The following is a 20698-nucleotide window of genomic DNA, read 5'->3' as shown; positions in this document are numbered from 1 at the left end:
AGTCCCCACGGCGTACCCACCATGGGAGGTGCGAACTCACCTGCATACCGTGATGAACCTACGGCCCGACGCAGGCCCAGCAGCGACGTCAAGCCGCCACCCGCCCGGCGCTAGGAGAACTGGCCGAGGATCGGCTCGGGCAGCTCGAACAGCGGCTCGCGCTTCAGCTCGGCTCGCGCCAGCGTGGTCAGGTGGGCCTCGTCGGGTCCGTCGAAGATCCGCATCGCGCGGTGCCACCCGTAGAGCATCGAGAGCACCGTGGCGTCGGTGACCCCGGCGCCGCCGTGCAGCTGGATCGCCCGGTCGATCACCGACAGCACCGCGCGCGGTACGGCGACCTTGGCGGCCGCGATCAGGTGCCGCGCGGCCTTGTTGCCCTCCGCGTCGACCGTGTACGCCGCCCGGTGGCAGAGCGCCCGGGCCTGCTCCAGCTCGATGCGCGACTCCGCGATCCGCTCGCGCACCGCGGACTGCTCGGCCAGCGGTCCGCCGAACGCCTCCCGGGTCTGGGCACGCTTGACCATCATCGCCAGCGCCCGTTCACCCGCGCCCAGGGCCCGCATCACGTGGTGGATCCGGCCCGGCCCGAGCCGGGCCTGGGCGGCCGCGAACCCGCCGCCCTCCTCACCGATCACCGCCGTGACCGGCACCCGGACGTCGGTGAAGACGACCACGTTGTGACCGTGCTGGTCCTGGCGACCGAAGACCGGCAGCGACCGCTGGACATCGACGCCGGGGGTGTCGACCGGCACCACGAGCATCGACTGCTGGCGGTGCGTCGCCGCGGCCGGGTCGGTCTTGCCCATCACGATCAGCACCTCGCAGCGCGGGTCGGCCGCACCGCTGGTCCACCACTTGCGGCCGTTGACGACGTACTCGTCGCCGTCGCGCACCATCCGGGTCTCGATGTTCGTCGCGTCCGAGCTCGCGACCCCCGGCTCGGTCATCGCGAACCCCGAGCGGATCTCCCCGGCCAGCAGCGGCACCAGCCACCGCTCCTGCTGCGCCGGCGTGCCGAGCATGTGCAGCAGCTCCATGTTGCCGGTGTCCGGCGCCTGGCAGTTGATCGCCTCCGGCGCGATCTCGATGCTCCAGCCCGACAGCTCCGCGATCGGCGCGTACTCCAGCTGCGACAGGCCCGACTCCGCGGGCAGGAAGAGGTTCCACAGCCCCCGCTCGCGGGCCTTGGCCTTCAGCTCCTCGACCACCGGCGGGACCGTGTGGTCGCCCGGACCGGCCGCCTGCCGGAACGCGTCGTACGACGCCTCGGCGGGGAACACCTCCTCGCGCATGAACGCCACCATCGCGTCGTACAGCTCCAGCGCGCGGGGGGACGGGGCGGGGTAGGCGGGATACGAGATGGGGGTCAGCACGTGCCACACGGTAGCCACGGCAAAGCGCCCCGAACAGACGCATCGGCGCCGGTGGTGGTGCGGCTACCTCTTCGGCGAGACCACGGCCTCAGGCAGACGGCAGCTCAGGGCGTACGTCGCCGCTCGCGGCGACCCAGCCGACCCCCGGCTCATGACGCCGCACCACGCGGGCGGGCACCCCGGCGACGACCGCGTGGTCGTCGACCTCGCCGCGGACGACCGAGCCGGCCGCGACGACCACGTTGCGGCCGAGCCTGGTGCCGGGCAGCACGATCGCGCCGTGCCCGATCCAGCACCCGTCCCCGATGACGACCGGGCTGTGCGTGCCGAACTGCCGCCCGATCGGGGTCGCGACCTCCTGGTAGCCGTGGCTCGCGTCGGAGACGAAGACGTCCTGCCCGCACCAGACGTCGTTCCCGAGGACGATCGACTCGTGGGCGGTGAGGCTGGTGCGCGCGCCGATCACGCAGCGGTCGCCGATGACGAGCCCGCGCTCGGGCAGCACCGCGTCGTCCGGGGAGTAGCCGACCGACAGGGTGGCCTGGCGACCGATCAGCGTGCGGGTGCCGAGGTGGATCGACCCCACGTTCATCAGCGTCGCCGTCGGGAAGCCGATGCAGCTGCCGGCGCCGAAGCTCCCGAACCCGTCCGCCGCCCGCGTGCCGGGCGCGATCTCGCCGGCCCGGTCCAGCCAGCCCCACGCGGCCTGGACGGTGGCGCTGACCCATCTCCTACGTCGACTCACGGCCGCAGGGTAGTGCCCCTGCGGCCGGTCCGGCGCCCGACGCCCGGTGCCGCCGGCCGACGCGCTGAGGGGCGCGGACCGCCCCGGGGAGTTTCATCGGTTAGCCGATGAACCTCATCCCGGGACGACGAAGGTTCATCGTCCAAGCAGGAGTTCTATCGGCTAACCGATGAAACTCTCCCGCCCGGTCCGCGCCCCCCAGCCCCCAGCCACAGCCCCGCCGGCGACCGGCACCGCGAACCACCGCAGTACGGCGACGACGAGCGCGCGAGCCCGTCGCGATCTGCCGACCGAGCTCGACACGGGCGCTATCGGGTGATTTCCCGGGTGAAAACTCCGGCGAAGCGCGCGGGGACCGAGAATTCCGACGGTGCGGGGCCGGCAGAGCCGCGATGCTGTCCTCGGCGCCGCCGACCGGGACTCCCGGCTCTCGGGGCGACCTCCGGGGGGAAGAGTTCTTGATGATCGGTCACGTGGCTCAGGTCGAGCGCCAGCGCACCACCTCGAGGCCGGCGGCGAGGTCGGCCGCGCGCGGGATCCAGCCTCGCGCCAGCTCCTCGCGCCACAACTCCGCGAGCGCAGCTCGATCCTCGTCGCTCAGGGATTCCCACGTCAGCTCGGTCACGCATCAGGGACGCCGTCGTACGCCCGTCCTTACGCCGGGACGCGGGCCGGTCCGGTGACGTCCTCCATCGAGCGCGAGAGCGTCAGCGATGTCGACCTGATCGGCGACGCCAGGACCGGGGACGAGGAGGCGATCGAGGAGCTCTATCGCCGGCACCGGGAGCCGGCGCTGCGATTCGCACGGAGCCTCACCGACCCGGTCACCGCCGAGGACGTGGTGGCCGAGGCCTTCGTCAAGGTCCTGGAGTCGATCCGGTCCGGCGGCGGACCCTCCGTGGCGTTCCGCCCCTACCTGCTGACCGCCGTGCGCAACACCTACGTCAGCCACGTCCGCCGCGACAGCCGCCATGTGTGGGTGGACGACCACGAGAGCAGCCTCGACCGGCCGACCGACGCCGACGTCACCGACCACCGTCACGAGTCGGCACTGCTCGCCGCCGCCTTCGCCACGCTGCCCGAGCGGTGGCAGGCGGTGCTGTGGCACAGCACCGTGGAGGACGAGGACCACGTCACGATCGGCCGGCGCCTCGGGCTGAAGCCCAACGCGGTCGCCGCCCTCGGGTTTCGCGCCCGCGACGGTCTGCGCCGGGCCTACCTCGACGCGCACCTCGGGGCGGCCGACGAGCACTGCCGTCCCTACCGTGAGCTCCTGGCTCCCTACGTCCGCGGGCACCTCCGCACCCGCCGTCGCGAGGAGGTGCAGCGGCACCTCGGCGACTGCCCCGCATGCACCGCCGGCTACCTCGAGCTCTCCGCGATCAACGCGAATCTCGGTGCGGTGCTCGCCCCGGCCCTGCTCGGAGTCACGGCGGCCAGCTATGCGGTCCTGACCGGCGGGACCGGCGGGGCCGTCGGTCTGGCCGGCGGCAGCCCGCTCCGGCACTGGGCACGCGTCCACCGCGGTGCCACCGCGACCGGTGTCGCCGTCGCCGCGACGGTGGTGGTCACGACTGCCTCCTTCGCCCTCGTGTCCGCCCTCGGCCCGTCCGAGGCGGGCACTGGGGCCGGGTCGACCAGCGCGGGGGCGTCGACGGTCCCCGACGAGCCGTCCGGCACAGCCGGGATCGACTCCCACGAGGACCCGGCACCCACGCTCGACGAACGCCCCCGGGCCTCCGCCCGACCCGGCCTGACACCCGCCTCGCCGTCGGCGACACCGAGCAGCGCCCCGAGCGGTTCGACCGCACCGACACCGGAGCCCTCCGAGACGCCGACGGGCGCCGCCCCGGGGGGCGGCAAGGACACGCCGACGGGAACGCCCTCGACGGCCCCGACCGCTGCCCCGACACCGAGCACGACTCCGACCGAGCCCAGCCCGACCGTCACGACGTCCCCGACCCCGGACCCCGTCCTCACCCACCTCGACCTGGGGCTCACGGGCGGGTCGGTCGTCTGGTACGGCCCGCACCATCATGTGGGGATGCAGGTGGCCGGCGGCGCCGACCCGACGATCCTGACCGTCGTGGTCCGCGGTCTGGAGAGCTACACCGTGCACAGCGAGGCGGCGTACGTCCCCGGCACCTGTACGACGTCGGCGACGGACGGCGACCTGAGCACGCTCTCCTGCCTCCTGGAGCCGACCGGCGGGAGCTTCGCCATCGACCTCGTGGTCACCGGCGCGCAGGGCGCACTCGATGCGACCGCCCGGGTGTCCGCCGCGGACAACCTGGATCCGGAGCCCGGCAACGACGAGCTGCACTTCACCGGCTGAGCGGTTCAGCTCACGAGTCGCTGGAGCGCCTCGCTGGGCGCGGGAGCCGACGTGACGCCCTCCACCTGCGTCAGCAGCAGCCGGATGGAGATCTCCTCGGGCTCGCCGGCCCCGGCGTTCGGAGCGTTGAGCAGCAGGCGCTGCAGCCGGTTGCGCAGCTGGACCTCGCGCACCGTCGCCTGGGCCTGCACCGCCCCGTCCTCGGCGACGACCGCCAGTCTTCTCCGGTGCGGGTCGAACCGCACCCGCCCCTCACTCATCCGTGCGATCTGCTGTTCGATGCGTGCCACGGCCACTCACCTCTCGTCGTCGGCTGTTGCCGGGGAGACGGTCGAGCCGGGTGGGCATGACGCCGTGCACCGCGTGGTCCAGACCATCCGCGGCGATGAGCGACCACTCGAGACCCACGCGGAGGGTGCGCCGTAGCGCGCCCGAGCCCGGCCCACCGGGCAGGACGACGTCTTGACCGGCCGGTGATGATGGCTCCCGATGAGTCCCCGCTTCCCACTGCCGCGCGTCAACCCCGACTTCCTGGTGCGCCCGCAGCTGATGGCGCTGCTCGACCGCTGGTCGCCGATCACCGTGCTGCTCGCGCCGTCCGGCGCCGGCAAGGCGGTCCTGGCGACCCGGTGGGCGACGCACGCCGTCACCGAGGGCGATGACGTCATCTGGGTGGACGGGGAGGTGGACGAGCCGGCCGACGTCGTGGCCGCTCTGGCCCGGCACGCCGGGGTCGACCCGAGCCCCGACCCGTCGACCACGCTGCGCCTGATGCGCCGGCGCCTCCAGGGACTCGACCGGCGACTCGCGCTCGTCATGAACAACGCCGAGCCGATCCTCGAGGCCATCGGGGACGGGCTCGTCGAGGTGGTCCGCGACTGCCACGACGTCCACCTCGTCGCGTGCCTGCGTCGCCGCCTCGACCCGGTGGCCAAGGCTCTCCTGGAGGCCGAGACACGGATCGTCGGCGCGGCCGACTTCCTGTTCACGACCGCGGAGGTCCAGCAGCTGGCGCTCCTCCACGACCTGGTCCTGGACGAGGCCGAGGCCGAGGACGTCCGCGCTGCGACCGGGGGGTCGGCGGCGCTCCTCCGGACCGGTCTCGAGTCCCTCCCCGACAGCGACGGCCGCACCGTGACCCGGTGGTCCCCGCGGCACGTCGCCTGGTTCCTGACCGTCAACCTGGTGCCCACGCTGCCGTCGGCGGCCTGGTCCGCCCTCCGGCGGGCCGCGCTGGTCGAGGAGCCGACGTACGGCGCCGTCCTCGCCGCCACCGGTCCCCTGGACGACGACGCCCGGATCCCCCTGGAGATCATCGGGATCCTCGATCCGCTGATCAGCTCCGGAGAGCCGCTGGTCCGGCTCCCGCCCGTGATGCGGGACTACTTCCGCGGCTGCTACGACGACGCCGAGCTCGGCCCGCCCGCGGTCCTGCACGCGTCGGTCGCGCGGCACTGGCTGGCTGCGGCCGAGCCCGGGCGTGCCCTCCGGCAGGCCGTGGCGGGTCGGGCGTGGCCGCTGGCGGTCGACATCGTCGACGAGCACTGGTGGGAGCTCCTCGTCGAGGACCCGGCCGGGCTGCGCCGGGACCTGCGGCGGATCCCTCCGAGCGAGATACGCGACCGGCCCCGGGTCGAGATCGGCCGCCAGCTCATCGCTCCCGACGAGACCGATCCCGAGTCCCCCGCCCTCCGGGCGTGGACGGCGGACCTGCTGTCGACGTCCGACGAGGACCACGCCGCCCGCGCCCCCGAGAGCGTCGCCCAGGCCCTGGATCTCCTGGCCCTCCTCGTCCGCCGCGAGATCGGCCGCGGCGACCTGGCCGCGGCGGCGCGACTCGCCCGGCGAGCCGAGCCCCTGGCTGCGGCGCTGCGCACCTCCGGGCCGGGACCGGCCGCCCCCGTCCTGCGCCGCGCCGCCTGGCAGACCGGCACGGTCTGGCTGCTGACCGGGGAGACGACCGCCGCGACCACGGACCTGCGCACCGCCGTCGACGGCACCGACGGCCGCGATGCCGTCGCTGCCGACGCCGCGGGACGGCTGGCCCTCGGCGCCGTACTCCAGGGCGACCGTGAGGCCGCCTCGCACTGGCAGGACCAGTGGCGCGCCGTCCGCCCACCCGACACCGGCCCGGCCCCCGCCGTCGACGCCGCCGCCCGGATCGCCCAGGCCGCCGACCGGGTCCAGGCCCTCGACCCCGACGACACCGAGCTGCGGGCGCTGCGCCAGGAGGTCCCCGTCGACCACGAGCTGTGGCCGTTCACGCTGTGGGTCGAGTCCCAGCACGCCCTGGCCTGGGGCGGACGCTCGCGGGTGAGCGCCCGGCTCGCCGGCGCGCGCGAGCGGGCCCAGCCGGGCCGGGACTGGATCGCCGGACTGCTCGGCGCCGCCGAGGCCGAGATCTGGCTCTCGCTGGGCCGCACCGGGCCCGCGACCCAGGTCCTGGCCGAGCTGGACCCCGGGTCGGCGTTCGCCGCCGTCACGCGCGCCCGGCTGGCGCTCTCCACGGGACGGGCCGAGGACGCGCAGCTCCTCCTGCAGCCGGCGCTCTCGACCGGCCACCCCTTCGTCTCGGCCCGGATCGAGGCCCTGGTGCTGGCCGCGTGGTGCCAGGACGAGCCCGACCACGTCGCCGCCCGGGAGCTGCTGACGGATGCCGTCCGGATCGCCCAGCGCGAGCGACTCGCGCTGCCGTTCTCCCGGGTGCCGCGCCGACTCCTGGACGCACACCGCGCCGCCGTGCCAGGACTCGCGGAGATCCTGGCGATGCTGGACGAGGCCCGCGTCCGCCCCCCGCAGACGGAGGTGCACGACCTCCCCGACCTCACCCCCCGGGAGACCACGGTGCTCAGCGCCCTCGCCCGGGGGCTCTCCCTCGACCAGGCCGCCCGGGAGCTGTTCGTCTCCCGCAACACCGTGAAGACCCAGGCCTCCTCGCTGTACCGCAAGCTCGGCGTCCGCGACCGGCACGACGCCGTACGCCGCGGCTACCAGCTCGGCCTGCTCGGCTGACGGGCCCTGGATCCCGGGTGCGGGTCGACCTGGACGCTGACGGCCCTACAGCGGGAGCGAGGGCACGTCGGCTGCTCAGGGTGGCGACAGGACCGCGCCGACCTGGTCCAGGTCGAGTGACTCGACGAACTTCGGATCCTCATACAGAGCCCTGAGCTCGTCACGGTCGGCCGGGCCGAGCAGGTGGGCGGGAAGGGGGTCCCCGCTGGAACCCGCCTCCCAGGCCGACTCCCACAGCATGGCCAGAGTGACGACTCCGTCCGCCATGTTGAGTGTCGTGCCCTCACCGAACTGCTGCCACAGGGCAGTGGTGACGGTCTTGTTCTTGGTGGGGTGCTTCGCGGTCCGGCCCTGCTGAGTCACCGCGTAGGCCGTTGCCAAGGCGAGCGGGTCCACCCGTCGGGCGCTTCGCTCCATCAGTCCGACGACGGCCGAGGCGGCCTGGTGACCCGTTCCGACCAGCTGGGGCGTGACGACAGCCTGTCCATCGATCGCCTCGTGCATCCCCGCGAGCAGTTCGACGGCGTGATGGTCGACCATGGCGCTCTCGTAGGCGGAGTGGACACCCTGGCCGATCAGCTCGTCTCCACGGATCCCGTCGGCGTGCTGCGATCCGTGCAGGGACTGGCAGGCGTCTCCGACGTAGTGGGAGAGCAGGCCTGCGGCACAGACGAACCTCGCCGTGTCTCCTCGTGCCGCGGCCTCGGTCATCTCGTCGAAGAACTGCCACACCCGGAACGGGAGCAGGCCACGCTCCCGGGACTGAGCGTGGCCCGTGCGGGTGTAGAAGTCCTGCCACACCTCGACGGACAGGTTGGCGGGGTCCGCGAGCGTGAGTCCGCGCAAGGTCGCTCCGTCCGCGTCGGCGACGTCGCCGTCCGCGTGGTGCGCCGGATGCTCGGGTCCGACGCGCGCTCGGACATCCCGTCCCCCCTGGACCTGGTCGGGCGTGGTCTTCCAGACCAGGTCGGGGACGTCCGCGAGCGGGATGAACTCGCCTGCCTTCTTCGCGGCCACGGTCGCGTCGTTGACGTGCCGGGGGTCCAGCTGGTCGACGTCGAAGCTGATCCGGTCCGTGTTCGCGGTCATCAGGGTCGCGAGCTGACCAGGGGCGAGGGTCGTGCACGCCAGCGCGGCGATCGAGTAGTGACCGGTCTTCCCCCAGAAGGGCTGGGCGCTGGTGTTGTGCTCGACGACCAGCTCGACGTCGAGCAGGCGCAGGACCGTGGTCATGCTGGCGGCGAGGGCGAAGTTGAATCCCTCCGCACCCACCGCGGACGAGCCGAACCGCTGGCCTCCCCACTGCACGGCGAGCGGTCGAAGCGTCTCGAGACCGGTGTCGTCGGTCTCGGCCAGGTGCCACACCGTGCCGGAGTCACCGGGTTGGGATCCGGCGGTGCCGGGGACCGGAGCGATCAGGAAGTCGGTGACGTCGTCGTACCCACCACGGCTGCGGTGCCGGAAGAACAAGGCCGCGACCCGGCCCCTCAGCAGGCCGGAGGCGGCGCCGTACGCCGTGACAGGGGCGTCGATGAGCCGGGTCCCGATGTTGCGCTCGCTGAGGTCCGCCAGCTCGCCGACGTGCGGCAGCCCGAGCACCTGGGACGTCCAGTCGTCGAGATCCTCCACGGCGACCAGGCCGACGTCGACCGTCAGGTGGGAGCGGCGGCCGGCGTACTCGGGGTAGGCCTCGGAGAACGGCAGGCGCGTGATCTGGCGCGAGGCGGACCTGCCGATCTCGACCCGACGTCCGCCGAGGATCGTGCTCGCCGGGTGGCCCTCGGGTCCGGCCACGTGGCGGCTCGTCAGCGCGTACGTCGTGTGCCCGTCGGTGACGAGCGCCCCCACGCTCGCGACATTGTCGCGGCCCTGCACGGCACTGATGAGCGGGCATCCGCCGCCCACCCGGGTCCGTGGCCAGGACCACCGCGGCATCAGCTCGGCCGTCGGCTGCTCGCGACTGACCAGGACGACGCACACGGGAACGGTCCGGCCGTCCGGGAGGAAGAGCGTCTTCGGCACCATGTCGGTCGGTGCGGCACTCGCACCGGGCCCGCTGCCGAACTCACCCGTGTCGAGCCAGGTGTCGACGAGGACGAGCACGCACGGCCACGAGTACTCGCGAATCTCGCTGTTCGCGAACGTCCGCGGAGGCCTGACCTCCTCGGACTCCGTCCGCTGCTGCCTGATCGTCCGGTACGACGCCTCTCGCGAGGGCCAGGGGTCCTGGGTGCGGATGTAGTAGAGCCCGACCGCGGTCCCCACGACGTTGGCCAGGTGGGTCAGATGCCAGTGGTAGTGGTCGCGGGCCTCGAGCAGGTCCCGCACGGACAGGCTCGAGTAGTTGCGGTCGACGCCCAGCACGCTCGTCGCCATCGTCCCTCCAAGGATTCGGCGTCCACGGAGTCTCGCAGCACGACGAGACCGGGCGCCTAGCCCAAACAGGGGATTCGGGCGAGGTCACCCCGGGGCCCAGACGGCAAGCGTGGTCGGCCGCCGAACCGTGTTACACGGATTTAATTCCACTTGGTAGTAATTCGAAATCCCGGATTCCTAACGTCCTCGGCCATAGGGAGCACAGCGACGTGCTCGTGGCGGTCTTCATCCCGAGAGGTCCCATCCGTGTCCACATCACGCACTCGCCTGGCGGCGAGTACCGCAGCGGCCCTGGCCGCGTCCCTGGTCCTGAGCAACTGCGGCAGCAAGTCTGAGGACGGATCCGACGCAGCCTCCACCGAGAGCTGTGTCAACACCTCGGGCGACACCATCAAGCTCGGCTTCCTGAACTCCACGTCGGGCGCCATGGCCATCAGCGAGCAGACCGTCCGCGACTCGCTGCTCCTCGCCGCGTCCGAGATCAACGCCGCCGGCGGAATCCTGGGCAAGCAGATCGAGCCGGTCGAGGAGGACGGCGCCAGCGACCCGGCGGTCTTCGCGGAGAAGGTCGAGAAGCTGCTCACCAGCGACTGCGTCGCCTCGGTCTTCGGCGGCTGGACCTCCGCATCGCGCAAGGCGATGCTGCCGGTCGTCGAGGGTGCCAACGGCCTGCTCTTCTACCCGGTCCAGTACGAGGGCCTCGAGGCGTCCGAGAACATCTACTACACCGGCGCGACCACGAACCAGCAGATCATCCCGGCGATGGACTTCCTCGCCGGCAAGGGCGTCAAGACGTTGTTCCTCGCGGGGTCCGACTACGTCTTCCCGCGGACCGCCAACAAGATCATCAAGCAGTACGCCGCCGAGCTCGGGATCGAGATCGTCGGCGAGGAGTACGTCCCGCTCGACAGCGACGACTGGTCGACGCAGGTGGCGAAGATCGTCGAGGCCAAGCCCGACTTCGTCTTCAACACCATCAACGGCTCGTCCAACGTCGGCTTCATCAAGGCCTACTACGAGCAGGGCCTCGGCCCGGACAGCTCCCCGATCATCTCGGTGTCCATCGCCGAGGAGGAGGCCCCCGCGATGGGCAAGGACGTCACCGGGCAGTTCGCGGCCTGGAACTACTTCCAGTCCGTGGAGTCCCCCGACAACGCCGCGTTCATCAAGGCGTTCCAGGCCGAGTACGGCGCGGACCGCCCGACCTCCGACCCGATGGAGGCGGCGTACACCTCGCTCTACCTCTACAAGAACATCGTCGAGAAGGCCGAGTCCTTCGACGTCGACGACGTCAACGCTGCCTCCGACGGCGTCAGCTTCGACGCACCCGAGGGCACCGTCACCATCAACGGCGAGAACCACCACATCGCCAAGACCGGCCTGATCGGTCAGATCAACTCCGACAACCAGTTCGACGTGGTGTGGAGCTCCGAGGAGCCGATCGAGCCCGACCCGTTCCTCGAGGGCTACGACTGGTGGGACCCGAAGGCCGAGTGACCCGGCCCTGAACCAGACGCCAGCACGACGACCGGTGGTCCCGCGCCCTGCTCCGGGCGCGGGACCACCGACTGGAAAGGTCGGCATGGACTCCTTCACCACCCCCCTGCTCACCGGCACCTCGACGGCCGCGATCCTGCTGCTCGCCGCCCTGGGTCTCGCCCTCACGTTCGGCCAGATGGGCGTCATCAACATGGCCCACGGCGAGTTCCTGATGGCCGGTGCCTACACGACCTACCTCACCCAGCAGGTCGTCACCAGTGCCGACATCTCGCTGCTCGTCGCGATCCCCGTCGCCTTCGTGGTGACCGGGCTGCTCGGCCTCGCGCTGGAGGCGGGGGTCATCCGCTGGATGTACGCCCGACCGCTCGACACGCTCCTGGTCACGGTCGGCGTCTCGATGGTTCTCCAGCAGCTCGCCAAGGACCTCTTCGGCGCCCAGGGCGACCCGGTCCGCGAGCCGGGTTGGCTCGACGGCAGCATCGCCGTCGCCGGCTACAACTGGCCCTTCACCCGCATCTTCACGATCGTCCTCGCGATCGCGTCACTGGCGGCCCTGTCGGCGCTGCTGCGCTACAGCTCCTTCGGCCGACAGATCCGGGCGACGGTGCAGAACCGTGATCTCGCCGAGACGCTGGGGATCTCGACGCGGCGCGTCGACCGGATCACCTTCTTCGTCGGCTCCGGGCTGGCCGGCATCGGGGGCGTCGCCCTGGCGCTCGCGTCGGGCACCAATCCCAACCTCGGGACCAGCTACATCATCCCGGCGTTCCTCGTCGTCGTCGCGGGCGGGCTCGGCCAGCTCAAGGGAACCGTGATCGCGGCCTGGCTGGTCGGTGTCGCGACCGCCTTCCTGACCGACCGGTTCAGCGGCAGCACGGCGCAGGTCGTCACGTTCGCCCTGGTGGTCGTCTTCCTGCAGGTCCGCCCGCAGGGCCTGTTCACGGTCCGCACCCGGGGCCTGGCATGAGCGCCCGTACGACGGCGTCACCCCGCCTCGACCTGCGGACCTGGGGCGGGCTGCTCGGCATCGCGGCGGTCGCGGTCGGGCTGCTGGTGCTCGCGCCCGCCGTCCTGAGCGACTTCCGGCTCAGCAACCTCGCGAAGTACTGCTGCTGGGCGATCGCCGCCGTCGGCATCGGCCTGGCCTGGGGCCGCGGCGGCATGCTCGTGATGGGCCAGGGCGTCTTCTTCGGCCTGGGCGGCTACGCCATGGCGATGCACCTGAAGCTCGAGGCCGCCGGACCGGGCAACGTCCCCGACTTCATGGTGCTGTACGGCGACGCGACCATGCCCGGCTGGTGGGAGCCGTTCCGCAGCGGCGCGTTCACCCTGGTCGTGATCGTGGTGCTCCCCGCGGTCGTCGCGGGGATCCTCGGCTACGCGATCTTCAAGCGCCGCGTCCGGGGCGCGTACTTCGCGATCCTCACCCAGGCGATGGCGGTGGCCTTCGCGACCCTGCTGGTCGCGACCATCAAGCAGACCGGCGGCTTCAACGGGCTCAACAGCTTCACGACGTTCTTCGGCTACAACCTCTACGACCCGGTGAACAAGCGGATGCTCTACTTCATCGTCGCGGGCCTGCTGATCGGCTGTCTGGTCCTGGTGTGGCACCTCAACCGGAGCCGGTTCGGCGAGCTGCTGATCGCGACCCGCGACGCCGAGGAGCGGGTGCGCTTCCTCGGCTACGACCCGGCGAACGTCAAGCTCACCGCGTTCGTGCTCGCGGCCATCATGGCGAGCATCGGCGGTGCGATGTTCGCGCCGATCGCGGGCATCATCTCGCCGTCCGACGTCAACGCGACCGCGTCGATCCTGATGATCGCCGGCGTCGCCCTCGGCGGCCGGGCCTCGCTGCTCGGCCCGGCGCTCGGTGCCCTCGCCGTGGGCTACGGCCAATCGGCGCTGTCCGAGTCGTTCCCCAACCAGTGGACGTACTTCCAGGGTGCCCTGTTCATCGGGGTCATCCTGCTGATCCCGGCCGGCTTCGCCTCGCTGCCGCCGAGGGTGTGGTCCTCCGTCGTACGACGGCGGGCCTGGTCCTCCGTCGTACGACGCGGCCGGACCGAGCAGGCGGAGGCGGTATGAGCGGCCGCGGCATGGACTACCTGGAGGTCCAGGGCCTGTCCGTCGACTTCGACGGGTTCAAGGCGATCGACGGGGTCGACCTCACCCTGCTGCAGGGCGAGCTGCACTTCCTGATCGGGCCGAACGGCGCCGGCAAGACCACCCTGGTGGACGCCCTCACCGGCCTGGTCAGGGGCACCGGTCTGGCCCGCTACGGGAACCAGGACCTGCTCGCACTCAAGGCACACCAGATCGTGCGCGCCGGCATCGGGCGGACCTTCCAGACCGCGACCGTCTTCGACGAGCTCAGCGTGCTGCAGAACCTCGACATCGCCGGCGGGCTGCACCGCCGGGCCTGGCGGCTGGCCCTGCCGCGGCGCGGGGTGCCGGAGGCGGTCGAGACCGTGCTCGAGACCATCGGGCTGAGCGCCCTGCGGGACCGGCCGGCCGGCATCCTGGCGCACGGCCAGAAGCAGTGGCTCGAGATCGGCATGCTGCTCGTCCAGGACGCGAAGGTGATGCTGCTCGACGAGCCGGTCGCCGGGATGAGCGCCGAGGAGCGCGAGGCGACCGGCGAGCTGCTCCGGCGGATCGGTGGGGAGCGCACCATCGTCGTCATCGAGCACGACATGGAGTTCGTCCGCAGCTTCGCGGACAAGGTCACCGTCATGCACGCCGGCAAGGTACTCACGGAGGGGACCGTGGCCCAGATCCAGGCCGACGACCGGGTCCAGGAGGTCTACCTGGGCCGCACGGCCGACGCCGTCAACGCCGATCCCGAGGCGGTCGTCGCCGAGGCCGCAGGAGGGGAGGGCTGATGCTCGAGCTCACCGGCGTCAGCATCGGCTACGGCCGCACCGCCGTCGTCCACGACGTCGACCTGGTCGTACCGACCGGCCAGGCGGCTGCGGTCATGGGCCACAACGGCGCGGGCAAGACCACGCTGCTGCGGGCCGCCGTCGGGCTGCTGCCCGTCACTTCCGGGACCATCCGCCTCGACGGTGAGGACGTCACCCGGCTGCGGCCCAACCAGCGGGTACGGCGCGGCCTCGGCTACGTGCCGCAGGGGCAGCTGTCCTTCCCGCAGCTGACCACCCTCGAGAATCTCCAGCTCGTCGCCCACCAACGGGCGGGCGCGGCCCGCCTGATCGACGAGGTGCTGGACACGTTCCCGGCCCTGACGGGGTTGCTCGCCCGCAAGGCCGGCCTGCTCTCCGGTGGCCAGCGCCAACAGCTCGCCATCGCCCGGACGCTCCTGACCGAGCCGCGGATGCTGATCCTCGACGAGCCGACCGAAGGCATCCAGCCCAACGTGGTCGCCGAGATCGAGCGGGTGATCACCGCGCTCACCGGGCGCGGTGACCTCGCCGTCCTGCTGGTCGAGCAGCATGTCGGCTTCGCACTCCGGGTCACCGACCGCTACTACGTGCTGGAGTCGGGCCGGGTGACCTCCCACGGTGAGGGTGGTCCGGACGCGGTCGACGCCGTTCGCGCGGCGATGGCCGTCTGAGGGCCGCGCGATGCACCTGACGCCCAGCGACACCGAGAAGCTGCTCCTGGCCGTGGCCGGCATGGTCGCGCGCGACCGACTGGCCCGCGGGGTCCGGCTCAACTACCCGGAGGCGGTGGCCCTGCTGACCACGTGGGTGATCGAGCGGGCCCGAGACGGCGTCCCCGTCGCCGAGCTCATGACCACCGGTCGGGAGGTGCTCTCCCGCGACCAGGTCATGCCCGACGTCACCGACATGCTCACCGACGTCCAGGTCGAGGCCACCTTCCCCGACGGCCGCAAGCTCGTCACCCTGCACCACCCGATCGCCTGACCCCGGCACCCGAGGAGAAGAGGACCACGATGGCCAGCCAGTCCGCCGGTCCCGGAGCGATCCGGGTCGCTCCCGGCACCGTCGAGATCAACGCCGACCGCGGCCCCGACGAGCGCCGGACGCTGGTCATCGTGAACACCGGGGACCGGCCCGTGCAGATCGGCTCGCACATCCACCTGGCCGAGGTGAACGCCGCCCTGGCGTTCGACCGGCAGCTCTCGACCGGCTTCCGGCTCGACATCGCGTCGGGGACGTCGCGCCGGTTCGAGCCGGGCGCGTCGATCGAGATCGGGATCGTCGCCCTCCGCGGACGCCGGCTCGTGCCCGGGATCCAGGTCAAGGCCGGCCAGCAAGGGGGCCCGACCGGTGGCTGAGCTCTCGCGCGCGGCGTACGCCGCCCTCTACGGACCGACCGTCGGCGACCAGGTCCGCCTGGGCGACACCGACCTGTGGATCGAGGTCGAGGAGGACCTGACCTTCGGCGGCGAGGAGGCGGTGTTCGGCGGCGGGAAGTCGATCCGCGAGTCGATGGCCCAGGGCAGTGCCACCCGGGCCGACGGCGCGCTCGACACGGTGATCACGAACGCCGTGGTCCTGGACCACTGGGGGATCGTCCGGGCCGACGTGGGCATCCGCGACGGCCGGATCGTCGCCCTCGGGCGGGCCGGCAACCCCGACGTCGCCGACGGGGTGCACCCGCTGATGGAGATCGGCCCGTCGACCGACGTGATCTCCGGCGAGGGCCGGATCCTCACGGCCGGGGCGATCGACGTCCACGTCCACCTGCTGTCGCGCTCCCAGATCGCCGAGGCGCTGGCGACCGGCATCACCACCATCGGCGGCGGCGGCACCGGACCGTCGGAGGGGTCCAAGGCGACGACCGTGACCCCGGGCGCGTGGCACCTGCGCACCGTGCACCGCGCCCTGGACTCGCTGCCGGTCAACCTGCTGCTGTTCGGCAAGGGCAACACCGTGAGCGCGGCCGGCCTCGCCGAGCAGGCGCTCGGCGGAGCGGCGGCGTACAAGGTGCACGAGGACTGGGGCTCCACCCCCGCGGCGATCGACAGCGCACTCCGGGCCGCCGACGAGTTCGGCCTCCAGGTCGCGCTGCACTCCGACAGCCTCAACGAGGCCGGCTACCTGGACTCGACGGTCCGCGCCATCGCCGGGCGCTCGATCCACGCCTTCCACGCCGAGGGCGCCGGCGGCGGCCACGCGCCCGACATCCTGAAGATCGCCTCCCTGCCGCACGTCATCCCCGGGTCGACCAACCCGACCCTGCCGCACACGGTCAACACCGTCGCGGAGCACCTCGACATGCTGATGGTGTGCCACCACCTCAACCCGCAGGTGCCAGAGGACCTCGCCTTCGCCGAGTCCCGGATCCGGGCCACCACGATCGCGGCGGAGGACCTCCTGCACGACCTGGGCGCGCTCTCCATCACGTCCTCGGACGCCCAGGCGATGGGGCGGATCGGTGAGGTGGTCTGCCGCACCTGGCAGGTCGCCCACGTGATGAAGCACCGGCTGGGCGACGCCCACCTGCCCGTCGGGCCGGCCGACAACGCCCGCGCGCGGCGCTACGTCGCGAAGTACACGATCAACCCGGCGATCGCCCACGGGATCGCCCACGAGGTCGGCTCGGTCGAGCCCGGCAAGCTCGCCGACCTGGTGCTCTGGGACCCCCGTTTCTTCGGGATCCGGCCCCAGGTGGTGATGAAGGGCGGCGCCCTGGTGTGGGGCGCGCTCGGCGACCCGAACGCGTCCATCCCGACACCACAGCCGGTGCTGATGCGCCCGACGCTGGTGGACCCCGCGGACGGGAGCGGCGCCGACCACGCCGTCACCTTCGTCGCCCCGGCGGCGCTCGACGCGGGTCTCGCCGACGAGCTCGGCCTGCGGCGTCGGCTGCTGGCGGTCGCGCCGACGCGGGACATCGGCAAGGCCGACATGGTCAACAACAGCGCGCTGCCCGAGATCGAGGTCGACCCCGAGACCTTCGCGATCACCATCGACGGCGAGGTGGTCGAGCCCGCACCGGCCGGCGTCCTCCCGCTCGCGCAGCTCTACTCCCTGTTCTAGCCATGACCGTCTCCCCCGAGCTCGTGATGATGCTGCTGGCCGACGCGCGCCTGCCGGTCGCGGGGCACACCCAGTCGGGCTCGCTCGAGCCGGCGGTCCGCGACGGGCTCGGCGCGGCGCACGTCCCGGTCTACCTGCGGGCCCGGCTGCGGTCGGTGACCCGGGTCGAGGCCGGCACCGCCGTCGTGGCCCGCCACCTCCTCCTCCTGGACCTGCCCGTGGCGCCGGTGGAGGCGGCGTGGGCGGCCCGCACCCCCAGCGCGGCGATGCGCCGCACGTCCCGCGCCCAGGCCCAGGCGCTGCTGCGCCTCGCCGTACGCCTGTGGCCGGAGCATCCCGCCGTCGAGACCGTGCGCGCCGGGCCCGCGCCCTCGCGGGCCGTGGTCCTCGGCGCGGTCGCGGTGGCCGCCGACCTGGGGGCGGCGTCCCTCGCCCGGGTGGTGGGGTACGACGACGCGCAGACGATCGCGTCCGCCGCCCTCAAGCTGCTCCCCCTGGACCCGGCGACCGCGACCGGCTGGGTCCACGACGCCCTCGTCGAGGTCGACCGGCTGGCCGACGACCTCGCCGCCCTGACCTGTCCGTCGGCCGTCCCGGCCGGCGCGATGCCCCAAGTCGAGGTGTGGGCCGAGACCCACGCCGTCTCGAGCCGGAGGTTGTTCAGTGCCTGACCAGACCCGTCCCAGCCCGACCCGCGCGATGCGCCTGGGCGTCTGCGGCCCCGTGGGCACCGGCAAGAGCTCGCTGATCGCGTTGCTGTGCCGCGAGCTCGCGGGCGGGCTGCGGCTCGGCGTCGTCACCAACGACATCTACACCGACGAGGACGCCCGCCTGCTCCGCTCCGCGGGGGTCCTCGACCCGGAGCGGATCCGCGCGGTCGAGACGGGGGCGTGCCCCCACACCGCGATCCGCGACGACATCACCGCCAACCTGCTGGCCGTCGAGGAGCTCGAGGCGGACTTCAGCCCGCTCGACCTCGTCCTGCTGGAGTCCGGCGGTGACAACCTCACGGCGACCTTCTCCCCCGCGCTGGTCGACGTGCAGGTGTTCGTCCTCGACATCGCGGGCGGTGGCGACGTCGCCCGCAAGGGCGGGCCGGGGATCGAGCGGGCCGACCTCCTGATCGTCAACAAGACCGACCTGGCGCCGTACGTCGGCGTCGACCGGGACCAGATGGTCGCCGACGCCCGCGCGGCCCGCGACGGCCGGCCGGTCATCGCGCTCTCCCGCACCGACCGGGCCTCCGTCGACGAGCTCACGGCGTGGGTGCGCGGCCAGCTCGCCCGGCACCGGGACGGCCGCCTGGTCCCCGTCGACCCCGGGCCGATGGCGCCGCACTGGCACGCGCCCGACCACGACCACCAGCACGGACTCGAGCATGGTCACGTCCACGCCTGAGCCGGACGTCGGCTTCGCCACCGCGAGCCGCACCCGGATCACCGTCGAGCGGTCGGACGTCGGCCGCGTCCGGGTGGGGCTCGAGGCGTCCGCCCGGCCGGACCTGCCCCTGCTCCGGCCGGTGCTCGTGGCCGCGGGATCCGCCTCCGCACGGGTCGCCCTGGTGGCCGAGGGGGCGTTGCTCCTCGCCCGCGACGCCATGGTCGTCGAGGTCCACGTCGGAGCCGGCGCCACCCTCGAGCTCCTCGAGCCGGCCGGCACGGTCGCCTACGACATGCGCGGCGGCAGCGCCACCTGGGACGTCGACGTCCGCCTGGACCAGGATGCCCGGCTGCTCTGGCACGGCGAGCCGTTCGTCGCCGCCGCCGGCTCCGACGTACGACGCCGCACGCGCCTCCGCCTGGCCCTCGGCGCCCGCCTGGCGCTCCGGGAACAGCTGGTCCTGGGCCGGTACGGCGAGTGGCCCGGGCGGGTGCGGCACCGGCTGGACGCCACCTCGGACGACGGGACGCCGTTGCTCGTCGAGGAGATCGACCTCGCACCCGAGAGCACCGGGATGCTGCTCGGCGGGCGCCGGGTGCTCGCCACCGTCCTCACCCTCGGGGCCGACCCCGGCGAGCCGGACTCGCCGCAGTGCCTCCGGCTGGAGTGCGGCGGCACGCTCGTGCGGGCCCTGGCCGGGGAGGCCCACCGCGCCACCCTCGCGGCGGCCTGGAGCCGCTCGACGGCCGCCGTCGGTGGGTGACCGGCTCAGGTGGTCCGAGCGATCTGCTCCTGGACCACGAACTCCAGGCCGTCGGCCGCCGCGAGGTAGACGTCCTGGTTGAGCAGGTTGCCGTCGAGGCGGAGCAGCCCGCGGGGACTGTCGTAGAAGTGCCCGGGCGCCATCGCCCCCACCGCGGCGACGTCGAGGCTCCCGCACACCTGCCCCATCCGAGCCAGGAACCGGATCGCCTCGTAGCAGGACTCGCCCACCGCGTTCAGCGTCGGCGCCCATGGCCCGAAGCGCTCGTGGTAGGCGGTGCTCAGCTCGACGCTCTCGGCCGTGCCGAGACCGTCGAAGTACGCCGCCGCGGCGTACAGCCCGTCGTGCGCGCCCGCTCCGCCGCCGAGCAGGGTGTTCTCCTCGACGGCCGGGCTGAGCCGGTGGATGGTCTCGCTGAGCCCGAGCCGGGCGAACTGCCGGTTGAAGTGCACGGCGTCCTGGCCCATCAGCAGCATGATCACGCCGTCGACCCGGCCCGGGTCGAGGGTGTCGAGGACCCCGCGGAAGTTGGTGGTGCCGAGCGGCACATAGGTCTCGCTGACGATCTCCGAGCGGGTGCCGTGAAGGGCCGCGCGCGCGGTCGCGCCGGTCACCCGCGGGAAGACGTAGTCGTTGCCGACCACCGCCCAGCGCCCGACGCCGAGCTGCTCGCGCATCCAGTGCGCGGCCGGCAGCAGCTGGTTGATCGGCCGCTCCCCCAGCATGAAGACACCGGGGGTGTCGTCGCGGCCCTCGTGCATCGCGGCGTAGGCATAGACCACCCGCCCGCCGATGCGGCGGGTCACCGCGACCCGGACCGCCGAGATGTGCCACCCCGCGACCGCCTCGACCCGGCCGGCGTCGACCAGGGCGCCGACCTCGTCGGCCACCACCTCGGGATCCCGGCCCGCATCGACGACGACGAGCTCCACCGCCCGGCCGGCGATGCCGTCGACGCGGTTGAGCTGCTCGACGGCCAGCTGCCCGCACGCGAGGCACGAGGGACCGTAGATCCCGGTCGGACCCTGCAGCGGGACGACGAACGCGACACGGAGGACGTCGCCGGTGGCGACGTACGGCACGGCATCCTCGTGCACGGAGCCTCCCGGTGGGCAACTGACCTCGGCGGGAATCTCGAGAAGCCCCCGCGAGCGTCGGTGGTCGCGTCAGGCGTGCGCCTACACTAGTGGACACACATCCGGTGTGATCCGGATCGCGTGGATGAGACGAATTCCACTTCGCCAG

The 20698-nt window shown here is 72.7% G+C and carries 19 protein-coding genes; 13 read left to right on the top strand and 6 right to left on the bottom strand.

Going from position 1 to position 20698, the window contains the following annotated elements; all coding sequences use genetic code 11:
- Positions 1-110: 110 nt before the first annotated feature.
- The 3 genes from MUB56_RS06665 to MUB56_RS06655 form a co-directional block, all read right to left on the bottom strand.
- Positions 111-1373: an acyl-CoA dehydrogenase family protein gene (locus tag MUB56_RS06665; protein ID WP_244931122.1), complete on the bottom strand. Its 1263-nt coding sequence runs from the start codon at positions 1371-1373 to the stop codon at positions 111-113.
- Positions 1374-1461: 88 nt separating this feature from the next.
- Positions 1462-2118: an acyltransferase gene (locus MUB56_RS06660; protein WP_244931121.1), complete on the bottom strand. Its 657-nt coding sequence runs from the start codon at positions 2116-2118 to the stop codon at positions 1462-1464.
- A gap of 478 nt (positions 2119-2596) precedes the next feature.
- Complete coding sequence (locus tag MUB56_RS06655) at positions 2597-2743, bottom strand: hypothetical protein (RefSeq protein ID WP_244931120.1); 147 nt, start codon at positions 2741-2743, stop codon at positions 2597-2599.
- Between the two features lie 54 nt (positions 2744-2797).
- Between MUB56_RS06655 and MUB56_RS06650 the strand changes: the two genes are divergently transcribed.
- Positions 2798-4453: a sigma-70 family RNA polymerase sigma factor gene (locus MUB56_RS06650; protein ID WP_244931119.1), complete on the top strand. Its 1656-nt coding sequence runs from the start codon at positions 2798-2800 to the stop codon at positions 4451-4453.
- 5 nt (positions 4454-4458) lie between these two features.
- Here MUB56_RS06650 and MUB56_RS06645 read toward each other — a convergent pair whose 3' ends face one another.
- A complete protein-coding gene (locus MUB56_RS06645; RefSeq protein WP_244931118.1) occupies positions 4459-4743 on the bottom strand; it encodes a hypothetical protein in 285 nt (94 codons plus the stop codon).
- 199 nt (positions 4744-4942) lie between these two features.
- Between MUB56_RS06645 and MUB56_RS25875 the strand changes: the two genes are divergently transcribed.
- Positions 4943-7465: a LuxR C-terminal-related transcriptional regulator gene (locus MUB56_RS25875; RefSeq protein WP_280637371.1), complete on the top strand. Its 2523-nt coding sequence runs from the start codon at positions 4943-4945 to the stop codon at positions 7463-7465.
- 75 nt (positions 7466-7540) lie between these two features.
- On the opposite strand, the gene MUB56_RS06635 is transcribed toward MUB56_RS25875, so the two are convergent.
- Entirely contained in the window at positions 7541-9841 is a 2301-nt protein-coding gene (locus MUB56_RS06635; protein WP_244931117.1) for a hypothetical protein, read from the bottom strand.
- Between the two features lie 246 nt (positions 9842-10087).
- On the opposite strand from MUB56_RS06635, the gene urtA reads away from it, so the two are divergent.
- The 11 genes from urtA (at position 10088) to MUB56_RS06580 (ending at position 19453) form a co-directional block, all read left to right on the top strand.
- Positions 10088-11338, top strand: coding sequence for an urea ABC transporter substrate-binding protein (gene urtA / locus MUB56_RS06630; protein ID WP_244931116.1), 1251 nt, complete (start codon positions 10088-10090; stop codon positions 11336-11338).
- A gap of 85 nt (positions 11339-11423) precedes the next feature.
- Positions 11424-12308 (top strand): urea ABC transporter permease subunit UrtB, encoded by an 885-nt coding sequence (gene urtB / locus MUB56_RS06625; protein ID WP_244931115.1) that lies wholly within the window; start codon positions 11424-11426, stop codon positions 12306-12308.
- Positions 12305-13426: an urea ABC transporter permease subunit UrtC gene (gene urtC / locus MUB56_RS06620; RefSeq protein WP_244931114.1), complete on the top strand. Its 1122-nt coding sequence runs from the start codon at positions 12305-12307 to the stop codon at positions 13424-13426. The genes urtB and urtC overlap by 4 nt, the downstream gene beginning before the upstream one ends.
- Positions 13423-14223: an urea ABC transporter ATP-binding protein UrtD gene (gene urtD, locus MUB56_RS06615; RefSeq protein WP_244931113.1), complete on the top strand. Its 801-nt coding sequence runs from the start codon at positions 13423-13425 to the stop codon at positions 14221-14223. The genes urtC and urtD overlap by 4 nt, the downstream gene beginning before the upstream one ends.
- Positions 14223-14915 (top strand): urea ABC transporter ATP-binding subunit UrtE, encoded by a 693-nt coding sequence (gene urtE / locus MUB56_RS06610; protein ID WP_244931112.1) that lies wholly within the window; start codon positions 14223-14225, stop codon positions 14913-14915. Before urtD ends, urtE begins: the two co-directional genes overlap by 1 nt.
- A gap of 10 nt (positions 14916-14925) precedes the next feature.
- Positions 14926-15228, top strand: a complete 303-nt coding sequence (locus MUB56_RS06605; RefSeq protein WP_244931111.1) for an urease subunit gamma — start codon at positions 14926-14928, stop codon at positions 15226-15228.
- Between the two features lie 29 nt (positions 15229-15257).
- Positions 15258-15602 carry an urease subunit beta gene (ureB, locus tag MUB56_RS06600; RefSeq protein WP_244931110.1) on the top strand — a complete coding sequence of 115 codons (345 nt, stop codon included), beginning with the start codon at positions 15258-15260 and terminating at the stop codon, positions 15600-15602.
- Positions 15595-17310 (top strand): urease subunit alpha, encoded by a 1716-nt coding sequence (locus MUB56_RS06595; protein ID WP_244931109.1) that lies wholly within the window; start codon positions 15595-15597, stop codon positions 17308-17310. Before ureB ends, MUB56_RS06595 begins: the two co-directional genes overlap by 8 nt.
- A gap of 2 nt (positions 17311-17312) precedes the next feature.
- Positions 17313-17981 carry an urease accessory UreF family protein gene (locus MUB56_RS06590; RefSeq protein ID WP_244931108.1) on the top strand — a complete coding sequence of 223 codons (669 nt, stop codon included), beginning with the start codon at positions 17313-17315 and terminating at the stop codon, positions 17979-17981.
- On the top strand, positions 17974-18708 hold the full coding sequence (gene ureG / locus MUB56_RS06585) for an urease accessory protein UreG (protein ID WP_244931107.1): 735 nt from the start codon (positions 17974-17976) through the stop codon (positions 18706-18708). The genes MUB56_RS06590 and ureG overlap by 8 nt, the downstream gene beginning before the upstream one ends.
- The gene (locus tag MUB56_RS06580; RefSeq protein WP_244931106.1) at positions 18689-19453 is read left to right on the top strand and encodes an urease accessory protein UreD; all 765 of its coding nucleotides are present in this window, start codon (positions 18689-18691) and stop codon (positions 19451-19453) included. Before ureG ends, MUB56_RS06580 begins: the two co-directional genes overlap by 20 nt.
- Before the next feature lie 5 nt (positions 19454-19458).
- Here MUB56_RS06580 and MUB56_RS06575 read toward each other — a convergent pair whose 3' ends face one another.
- Positions 19459-20550: a substrate-binding domain-containing protein gene (locus MUB56_RS06575; RefSeq protein WP_244931105.1), complete on the bottom strand. Its 1092-nt coding sequence runs from the start codon at positions 20548-20550 to the stop codon at positions 19459-19461.
- Positions 20551-20698: the final 148 nt, after the last annotated feature.

This window comes from Nocardioides sp. W7 (assembly GCF_022919075.1).
GTDB lineage: Bacteria > Actinomycetota > Actinomycetes > Propionibacteriales > Nocardioidaceae > Nocardioides.
The sequence above is the reverse complement of the archived record's forward strand: the minus strand, read 5'-3'. Positions and strand labels throughout refer to the sequence as shown.